This window comes from Limimaricola litoreus (genome assembly GCF_024159025.1).
In the GTDB taxonomy this organism is placed as follows: domain Bacteria; phylum Pseudomonadota; class Alphaproteobacteria; order Rhodobacterales; family Rhodobacteraceae; genus Limimaricola; species Limimaricola litoreus.
The window spans coordinates 1-8,423 of the sequence record NZ_JAMYXC010000137.1 but is presented as its reverse complement, the minus strand read 5'-3'; the positions used below and the strand labels follow the sequence as shown (position 1 = coordinate 8,423).

At 68.3% G+C, this 8,423-nt stretch carries 8 protein-coding genes and 1 pseudogene; 4 read left to right on the top strand and 5 right to left on the bottom strand.

From position 1 onward, the window contains the following. Positions 1-148: 148 nt before the first annotated feature. From NHG85_RS09565 to NHG85_RS09545, 5 genes and pseudogenes are all read right to left on the bottom strand, one after another. Positions 149-730 (bottom strand): annotated as a pseudogene (locus NHG85_RS09565) (endonuclease/exonuclease/phosphatase family protein); the annotation flags it as partial. A 74-nt stretch (positions 731-804) separates the two neighbouring features. Beyond that, positions 805-1,569 (bottom strand): hypothetical protein, encoded by a 765-nt coding sequence (locus tag NHG85_RS09560; protein WP_370363008.1) that lies wholly within the window; start codon positions 1,567-1,569, stop codon positions 805-807. Positions 1,570-2,030: 461 nt separating this feature from the next. Beyond that, positions 2,031-2,636 carry a 3-isopropylmalate dehydratase small subunit gene (leuD, locus tag NHG85_RS09555; protein ID WP_253331821.1) on the bottom strand — a complete coding sequence of 202 codons (606 nt, stop codon included), beginning with the start codon at positions 2,634-2,636 and terminating at the stop codon, positions 2,031-2,033. Next, the gene (gene leuC / locus NHG85_RS09550) at positions 2,636-4,039 is read right to left on the bottom strand and encodes a 3-isopropylmalate dehydratase large subunit (RefSeq protein ID WP_253331819.1); all 1,404 of its coding nucleotides are present in this window, start codon (positions 4,037-4,039) and stop codon (positions 2,636-2,638) included. The genes leuD and leuC overlap by 1 nt, the downstream gene beginning before the upstream one ends. 91 nt (positions 4,040-4,130) lie before the next feature. Further along, the gene (locus NHG85_RS09545; protein ID WP_253331817.1) at positions 4,131-4,250 is read right to left on the bottom strand and encodes an isopropylmalate isomerase; all 120 of its coding nucleotides are present in this window, start codon (positions 4,248-4,250) and stop codon (positions 4,131-4,133) included. A gap of 76 nt (positions 4,251-4,326) precedes the next feature. Here NHG85_RS09545 and NHG85_RS09540 point away from each other — a divergent pair, with 76 nt between their 5' ends. The 4 genes from NHG85_RS09540 (at position 4,327) to gpmI (ending at position 8,336) form a co-directional block, all read left to right on the top strand. Beyond that, complete coding sequence (locus NHG85_RS09540) at positions 4,327-5,778, top strand: mechanosensitive ion channel family protein (RefSeq protein WP_253331815.1); 1,452 nt, start codon at positions 4,327-4,329, stop codon at positions 5,776-5,778. A gap of 132 nt (positions 5,779-5,910) precedes the next feature. Next, complete coding sequence (rsfS, locus tag NHG85_RS09535; RefSeq protein ID WP_253331813.1) at positions 5,911-6,276, top strand: ribosome silencing factor; 366 nt, start codon at positions 5,911-5,913, stop codon at positions 6,274-6,276. Then, a complete protein-coding gene (gene rlmH / locus NHG85_RS09530) occupies positions 6,276-6,746 on the top strand; it encodes a 23S rRNA (pseudouridine(1915)-N(3))-methyltransferase RlmH (RefSeq protein ID WP_253331811.1) in 471 nt (156 codons plus the stop codon). The genes rsfS and rlmH overlap by 1 nt, the downstream gene beginning before the upstream one ends. Positions 6,747-6,821: 75 nt before the next feature. Beyond that, positions 6,822-8,336, top strand: coding sequence for a 2,3-bisphosphoglycerate-independent phosphoglycerate mutase (gpmI, locus tag NHG85_RS09525; RefSeq protein WP_253331808.1), 1,515 nt, complete (start codon positions 6,822-6,824; stop codon positions 8,334-8,336). Positions 8,337-8,423: the final 87 nt, after the last annotated feature.

Below are 8,423 nucleotides of genomic sequence, written 5' to 3'. Positions count from 1 at the left end.
GCTGCAGATGCTCCAGCGCGAGGACAACGAGCCGGGCGACGCCTATCACATCGTGAACGGCTCCACGATCCTGATCGCCGTCCATGAGCCGCTGCCAGAGCCGGATCTCGTCGCGGTTGCGCAGCCCGTTGGCGTCCTCCGGCCCGTCGAAGACCGGCGGCGTCGCGGCGAAGGCCATGAGGGTCAGCGGCCCCTCCGGCGTGCGCGCCGTCACCATCCAGTGGCCCGTGCTCGACAGGCGGCGCGCGGCCTGTGCCTCGGCCGAGGGAAAGGGGGCGCCGCCGCGTGCGGGCTGCTGCGCACCGGGCAGGTCGCGCCATGAAAGGTCGGTGAAGTCCCGCACAAGCTCGAGCGGGTGGCGCGACAGCAGCGCCATCGCGCCATCGCCGGTGAAGCGACCATAGCCATGGGCATCGCGCGCGCGGCCGGTCCGCCCATCGCCGTCGAGATCATGGCCCGAGGCCCGGCCCGCGTTCGAGGGCGGGGCGAGGAGATGGGGATACTCCGGCCCGCCCGCCTCGCGCAGCAGGCCCGCGAAGGCCGCGAGGGCCGCGCCCTGCGCGTCGTAATCGAAATCGGTCAACAAGAGGATGTCGGGCGCGGCATGGGTGATGACGCGTGCGGCGTCCTGCACCTGCGCCTCATTGCGGCGGATGTCGCGCAAGAGCAGGCCGGGGCCGTCGCGGCTCAGATCCGGGGCATAGGTGGCGAGCCGGATCGGCTCGGCCATGGCGGGGAGGGGGGCCGCGAGCAGGGCGGCGAGGGCGGCAGGCAGGGCGCGGCGATAACGGCGCGCCCCTTGCCTCATGCGGGCATCAGCCCGGCCTCGCGGGCCGAGGCGCGTTCGCGCTGGGCGCCGATCATGTCGGCCACGCGCTGCAGCGCGACGCCGCGCATCAGAAGGCTCGCCGGCAGGAAGGCCCAGGCGGTCACGGTCCAGATCAGCGTGTGCGGGTTCGACAGGTCGAGCGGGCCGAGAAGCGGCGCGCCGAGCGACAGCAGCGCCGGGATCACGAAGGGCAGCAGAAAGCCCAGCACGAGGTTGAACTGCCCGTCGCGGCGCAGGCGCCAGATCACGTCCGGCCCGGCGGTCGGATCGAAGGTGGGCAGGTTGATCCAGACGTTGAAATTGCCCGAGCGCATCGGCCAGCCGCGGTAGCGCAGCAGCCCGGCGAAGATCACGAGCGAGCCGAGCGAGAGCAGGTAGCTCAGCGCGGCGCTGGCGCGGACCTGATCGGTCAGCGCGGCGGGCGCGCCGTCGGGCAGGGTCAGCATCACGAGCCGCACGGGCGAATAGGGGATGTCGAGCGCCTGGCCCAGCGCCGCGCCCAGCGTGGAGACGAGCGCCGCGATGGGCGCGGCTTCGGCCCCGTCGCGCAGCAGAACCGACAGCAGGAACACCGACAGCGCCGCGGTCAGGAAGCGGATGCGGTTGAAGGGCGGCGCGTCGCGAAATTCGACGAGGCTCGGGGAGAGCGAGGTATATTCGACCGCCGTGAAGAGGCCCGCCCCCAGCGCCACGAGCGCGACGATTTCCGGTGTACCCGAACCGCCTGTCTGCAGCAGCATGGAGGGGGTTGCGATCATCAACACCACCAGCGCCGCCCGCAGGAGTCCTCCTGTCAGTCGCGTGACCATAGTTTGCCCATTTCTCCGCCGAGCGGCCGCGTTTGAATGTCGCGGCTCTGTACCGACGTGCCTCGGTCCTCGCGGACCCGATTGCCCCAATCCTGCCACTATTTGTGCCCTTTCCCGATGAAGGCAGCAACGACTAGTTTCCAACAAGCCGTTGAACTGCGGCGCTTTTGCGACGGGTCGGGCGCGGCAATGAAGCCATAATGCGGCAATTCATCCCAGATTGCGGGGGTTTCGAGCGCTCATGTGGTGGTCGAAGGCGCCAGAGCCACCACATGATGGGTAATTATTTGACGCTACGGCACTATTCGGTCACATGGCGCCCGAACAGCAAGAGGCGGCCCCGAAAGGCCGCCTCGGTCAGGACCGAATCCCGCGCCGAAAGACGCGCGGGATCAGACCCAGGGGCGCGCCTGGCTGGCCTGCGCCTCGAAGCTGTCGATCGCGCCGGCCTTCTCCATGGTCAGGCCGATGTCGTCGAGTCCCTCGAGCAGGCAGTGCTTGCGGAAGGGATCGACCTCGAAAGAGAAGCTTTCGCCCTCGGAGGTGGTCACGGTCTGGTTTTCCAGATCGATGTCGAGCCGGGCGTTCGAGCCCTTCTCGGCATCCTTCATCAGCACGTCGATCTGCTCCTGCGGCAGGGTGATCGGCAGGATGCCGTTCTTGAAGCAGTTGTTGAAGAAGATGTCGGCGAAGCTCGTCGAGATCACGCATTTGATCCCGAAGTCCTTGATCGCCCAGGGCGCGTGCTCGCGCGAGGAGCCGCAGCCGAAGTTGTCGCCCGCGACGATGATCTCGGCGCTGCGGTAGGCCGGCTTGTTGAGCACGAAGTCGGGGTTTTCCGAACCGTCGTCGAGATAGCGCATCTCGGCAAAGAGGTTCACCCCGAGCCCCGACCGCTTGATGGTCTTGAGGAACTGCTTGGGGATGATCATGTCCGTGTCGATGTTGACCAGCGGCATGGGGGCGGCGACGCCCGAGAAGCTTTCGAACTTGTCCATCACATGATCTCCCGCACGTCGGTCAAATGTCCGGTGATCGCGGCGGCGGCCGCCATCGCCGGGCTCATCAGGTGGGTCCGGCCACCCTTGCCCTGCCGGCCCTCGAAGTTGCGGTTCGAGGTCGCGGCGCAGCGCTCGCCGGGGGCGAGTTGGTCGGGGTTCATGGCAAGGCACATCGAGCAGCCCGCAAGGCGCCACTCGAAGCCCGCCTCCTTGAAGATCTCGGCGAGACCCTCTTCCTCGGCTTGGGCGCGCACGAGGCCCGAGCCCGGCACGACCATGGCGCGCATCCCGTCCTTGATCTTCTTGCCCTTGAGTATCGCGGCTGCGGCGCGCAGATCCTCGATCCGGCCATTGGTGCACGAGCCGATGAAGACCGTGTCGATCTGGATCTCGCTGAGCTTCTGTCCGGCCTTGAGGCCCATGTAGTCGAGCGCGCGCCTCGCGGCATCGGCCTTGCCGCCTGCAAAGCTTTCAGGGGCGGGCACGATATCGGTGATCGGCAGCACGTCCTCCGGCGAAGTGCCCCAGGTGACGAGCGGCGCGATCTCCTCGCCGGGGATGGTGATGACCTTGTCCCAATGCGCGTCGTCGTCGGAATAGAGCGTCTTCCACCACTCCATCGCCGCTTCCCACTGCGCGCCCTTGGGCGCGTGGGGCCGGCCCTTGACGTAGTCGAAGGTGGTCTGGTCGGGGGCGATCAGACCGGCGCGCGCGCCGCCCTCGATCGCCATGTTGCAGACCGTCATCCGGCCTTCCATCGACAGCGAGCGGATCGCCTCGCCGCAATATTCGATGACATAGCCGGTGCCGCCGGCGGTGCCGGTGCGGCCGATCACCGCCATGGTGATGTCCTTGGCGGTGACGCCCGGCGCGAGCTGGCCGGTGATCTCCACCTTCATGTTCTTGGACTTCGACTGGATCAGCGTCTGGGTGGCGAGCACGTGCTCGACCTCCGAGGTGCCGATGCCATGCGCCAGCGCGCCGAAGGCGCCGTGGGTGGCGGTGTGGCTGTCGCCGCAGACCACCGTCATGCCCGGCAGGGTCCAGCCCTGCTCGGGGCCGACGATGTGGACGATGCCCTGGCGCACGTCGGAGACGGGGTAGTAGTTGATGCCGAAATCGCGCGCGTTCTTGTCGAGCGCCTCGACCTGGATCCGGCTGTCCTCGTTCTCGATGACCTTGTCGCGGCCTTCGGTGGTCGGCACGTTGTGGTCCGGCACGGCGATGGTCTTCTCGGGCGCGCGCACCGGGCGGCCGGCCATGCGCAGCCCTTCGAAGGCCTGCGGGCTGGTGACCTCATGCACGAGGTGGCGGTCGATATAGAGCAGGCTGGAGCCGTCCTCGGCCTCGTGGACGAGATGCGCGTCCCAGATCTTGTCGTAGAGTGTCTTGCCGGTCATGGGAGATGTCCTCTTGCGGCTGGATGATGGTGACAAGGCGCGAAGGCGCGCCCGCAGGGGTCGATCGGGCGCGCGGTCGCGCCCCGCCGCGTCAAAGCCGCGCGAGGATCGTGCAGGTCGCGCCGAAGAACCGCCAGGGCAGCCGCGCGCGATCGTCCATGTCGAAGACCCGTGTCATGCGGTCCAGATACTCCGTCGGACCCTGCGGCACAAGAGCCTCGCGCGGCTGGACCGGGGCGGGGCGGCGCTACATGCTCGAAGGCAATCGAGGCAGGGCGGAGCGCGCAATGGAGCCGGAAACGGAAGGTGAGGAGGCGGAGGAGACCGCGGCGACGGAGGCGGCCGAGACCGCCGAAGAGATCGCCGCGCAGGCGGCAGAGGCGCCGGAGGTGATCGCCGCCGCCGCCAGCGATTTCGGCGAGCGGCTGGTGAATGATGCCGAGCGCGTGGCGCAGGGCGTGATGCAGCCCTGGAACGCCTGGCAGCTCCTGATCGTGCTGGCGGCCTTCGTCCTTGCGCATCTGGGGCGGGTCTGGCTCGCGCCGAAGCTGCATGACTGGATGCGCGGGCGTGCGAGCTGGCCGCGCTGGCGGATGCGCTATGCCGTGACGCTGCACCGGCGGCTGCGCGCGGTGCTCTTCGTGGCGCTGTTGTGGCTCTTGGTCGGGGTGGTGCGGCAGGTCGATCCCGCGGGCGGGGCGGGGGTGCTGCGCATCGCGGCCAACCTCGCCACCGGCTGGCTCTTCGTGGCGCTGGTGGCGCGGTTGATCTCCAACCCGCTGCTGCGCGGCATCGTGCGCTACGGCGCCTGGACCTGGATCACACTGCGCATCCTCGATCTGACGGAAGAGACGGCGCGGCTGCTCGACAGCCTTGCCATCCAGACCGGCGATCTGCGCCTTTCGGTGCTCTTGGTGCTCAAGGCGGCGCTGGTGCTGGGGGTGGCCTTCTTCGTGGCACGGCTGCTGGCCCGCAGCTCGGCCCACCGGATCGAGAGCAACCGCGAGATCAGCCCCTCGATGCAGGTGCTGGCGGTCAAGCTCAGCCAATTGCTGTTCTACGGCATCGCCGTCTTCGTCGGGCTGCGGGCCGTGGGGGTGGATCTGACCGGCCTCGCGGTGCTCTCGGGCGCGATCGGGGTGGGCCTGGGCTTCGGCCTGCAAAAGGTGGTGTCGAACCTGGTGTCGGGGCTGATCATCCTGATGGACAAGTCGATCAAGCCCGGCGACGTGATCTCGGTGGGCCAGACCTTCGGCTGGATCTCGACGCTGGGCGCGCGCTACGCCTCCGTCGTCACCCGCGACGGCAAGGAATACCTGATCCCGAACGAGGACCTGATCACCACGCAGGTGGTGAACTGGACCCATTCCAACAACTCGGTGCGCATCGACATCGATTTCGGCACCTCCTACGGCGACGACCCGCATCTGGTTCGCCGGGTCGCGGTGGTGGCGGCGGGGGGCTGCGACCGGGTGCTGGCGCAGCCCGTCCCGGTCTGTCATATCACCGCCTTCGGCGATTCGAGCGTGGATTACACGCTGCGTTTCTGGATCGACGACGCGAAGGCGGGGCTGGTCAACATCCGCGGCGACGTGTTCCTCGCCCTGTGGGACGCGTTCAAGTCCGAGGGGATCTCGATTCCCTTCCCGCAGCGCGAGGTCCGGATGCTCGATGGCTCCGCCCTGCGCGTCGCGCAAACCACCGCCGAAGTGACGGCACGAGAGGGGGGGGATCGTTGAAAACGAGCCCTGTTCTTGCTACATTGATGACATGCCTGGCGCCGGGGCAAAGTCGGCGGCGTGAAACCGGAGGATGATGACCTGTCCCTTTCCACCCAAGCGGCACAAGCCGCTCCCCAGGGCGCGGGCCTGATGGCCGGGGCGCCCTCCGCGACGAGCGAAAAGCTGCTGGCAGCGATCCTCGTCTCCCTCGATGACGACAAGGCCGAAGAGGTCGTGCAGATCGATCTGCGCGGGCGCTCCGAGATGGGCGATTACATGGTGATCGCCTCGGGCCGCTCCTCGCGCCAGGTCGCCGCCATCGCCGAAAACCTGACAGACAAGCTCAAGCAGGAGTACGGCGTGCTCTCGAAGACCGAGGGCAAGGAGACCGGCGACTGGGTGCTGATCGATACCGGCGACGTGATCGTGCATGTGTTCCGACCCGAGGTGCGCGAGTTCTACCAGCTGGAGAAGATGTGGGCGCCTTCCGGGGCGGCCGCCGACGCCTTCCGCTGATGCGCGTCAGGATCTGCGCGGTGGGCCGGATGAAATCCGGCCCCGAACGCGCGCTGGTCGAGGACTACACCACCCGGTTCGACCGGACCGGGCGGGCGCTGGGCCTCGGGCCGCTCACCATCTCCGAAGTGGACGACCGCAAGGGCGGCGGCATGGCCGCCGAGGCCGCCCTGCTGGAGCGCACCATCCCGAACGGCGCAGTGATCTGCGCCATGGACGAGCGCGGGCGCGAGATGACCTCGCCGCAGTTCGCCGACATGCTGGCGGGCTGGCGCGATGCCGGCCGCTCCGATCTGGCCCTCGTGATCGGCGGCGCCGACGGGATCGACCCGGCCCTGCGCGCCCGCAGCGATGCCATGCTCTCCTTCGGACCGATGGTCTGGCCGCACATGCTGGTGCGCGCCATGCTCGCCGAGCAGCTCTACCGCGCCGCCTCGATCCTTGCCGGATCGCCCTATCACAGGGTCTGAAACGGGCCTTTGGTGGACAAGACCGCCGCTTTGGCTCAGGACTGAGCCTGAGTTTTGAGCGAAGGGGCTTTTCCGATGGCGACACCCAAACCCGTGGTCCTGTGCATCCTCGACGGCTGGGGTCTGCGCGCCGAGCGGACGGGCAACGCGCCCGCGCTGGCCAAGACCCCGGCCTTCGACCGGATCATGCAAGGCCCCAATGCGACGCTGACCACGCATGGGCCGGATGTCGGCCTGCCCTCGGGCCAGATGGGCAATTCCGAGGTCGGCCACACCAATATCGGCGCGGGCCGGGTCGTCGCCATGGATCTCGGGCAGATCGACCTTTCGATCGAGGACGGCTCCTTCTTCGAGATGGAGGCGATCGAGAGCTTCGCAAAGACCTTGCAGGATTCGGGCGGCACGGCGCATCTCTTCGGCGTCGTCTCTGACGGCGGCGTGCATGGGCATCTCGACCATATCGTCGCCGCGGCGAAGGCGCTGCGCGACCGCAACGTCGCCGTGACGATCCATGCCATCACCGACGGGCGCGACGTGGCGCCTTCATCGGCGGACGCCTATATCGAGGATCTGCAGGAGAAGCTGCCCGAGGGCACGAGGATCGCCACGGTGATCGGGCGCTATTTCGCCATGGACCGCGACAACCGCTGGGACCGGGTGAAGACCGCCTATGACGCCATCATCCGCGGCGAGGGCGGCACCGCCGCCGATCCGCTTTTGGCGGTGAAATCTGCCTGGGACGCCGGCAAGACCGACGAGTTCATCCCCGCCACGGTGATCGAGGGCTACGAGGGCATGCAGCCGCAAGACGGGCTGTTCTGTCTCAACTTCCGCGCCGACCGGGCGCGCGAGATCCTCGCCGCCATCGCCGACCCCGAGTTCGACGGTTTCGAGCGCGGCGAGGCCCCGGCGCTGGCGGCCCGGCTCGGCATGGTGGAGTATTCGGACAGGCACACCGCCTGGTACGAGACGGTCTTTCCCAAGCGAGACATCGTCAACACGCTGGGCGCCTGGGTGGCGTCCAAGGGGCGCACGCAGTTCCGGCTCGCCGAGACCGAGAAATACCCGCATGTCACCTTCTTCCTCAACGGCGGCAAGGAAGAGCCCGAAGAGGGCGAGGACCGTTTCATGCCCAAATCGCCCAATGTGGCGACCTATGACATGCAGCCCGAGATGTCGGCAGCCGATGTGACGGCGGCCTTCGTGGGCGCGATCGAGAAGGGCTATGACCTCATCGTCACCAATTACGCCAACCCCGACATGGTCGGGCATACCGGCGATCTGGATGCCGCGATCCGCGCCTGCGAAGCGGTGGACGAGGGGTTGGCGCAGGTCTGCGCGGCGCTGGAGAAGGCGGGCGGCGCGATGATCGTCACCGCCGATCACGGCAATTGCGAGGTGATGATCGACCCCGAGACGGGGGGCGCGCATACCTCGCACACGCTCAACCCGGTGCCCGTGGCGCTGTTCGGCGGGCCGGAGGGGGCCACCTTGCGCGAAGGACGGCTCGCCGATCTCGCGCCGACGCTGCTGGATCTCATGGGGCTCGACCTGCCGCCCGAGATGACCGGGCGCAGCCTCATCGGATGAGGGCGGCGCTTCTCCTCGCGCTGGCGCTTCTCGCCGCGCCCGCCGCGGCGCAGGACACGGCCCGGACGGCGCAGGCCGCCGCCGACC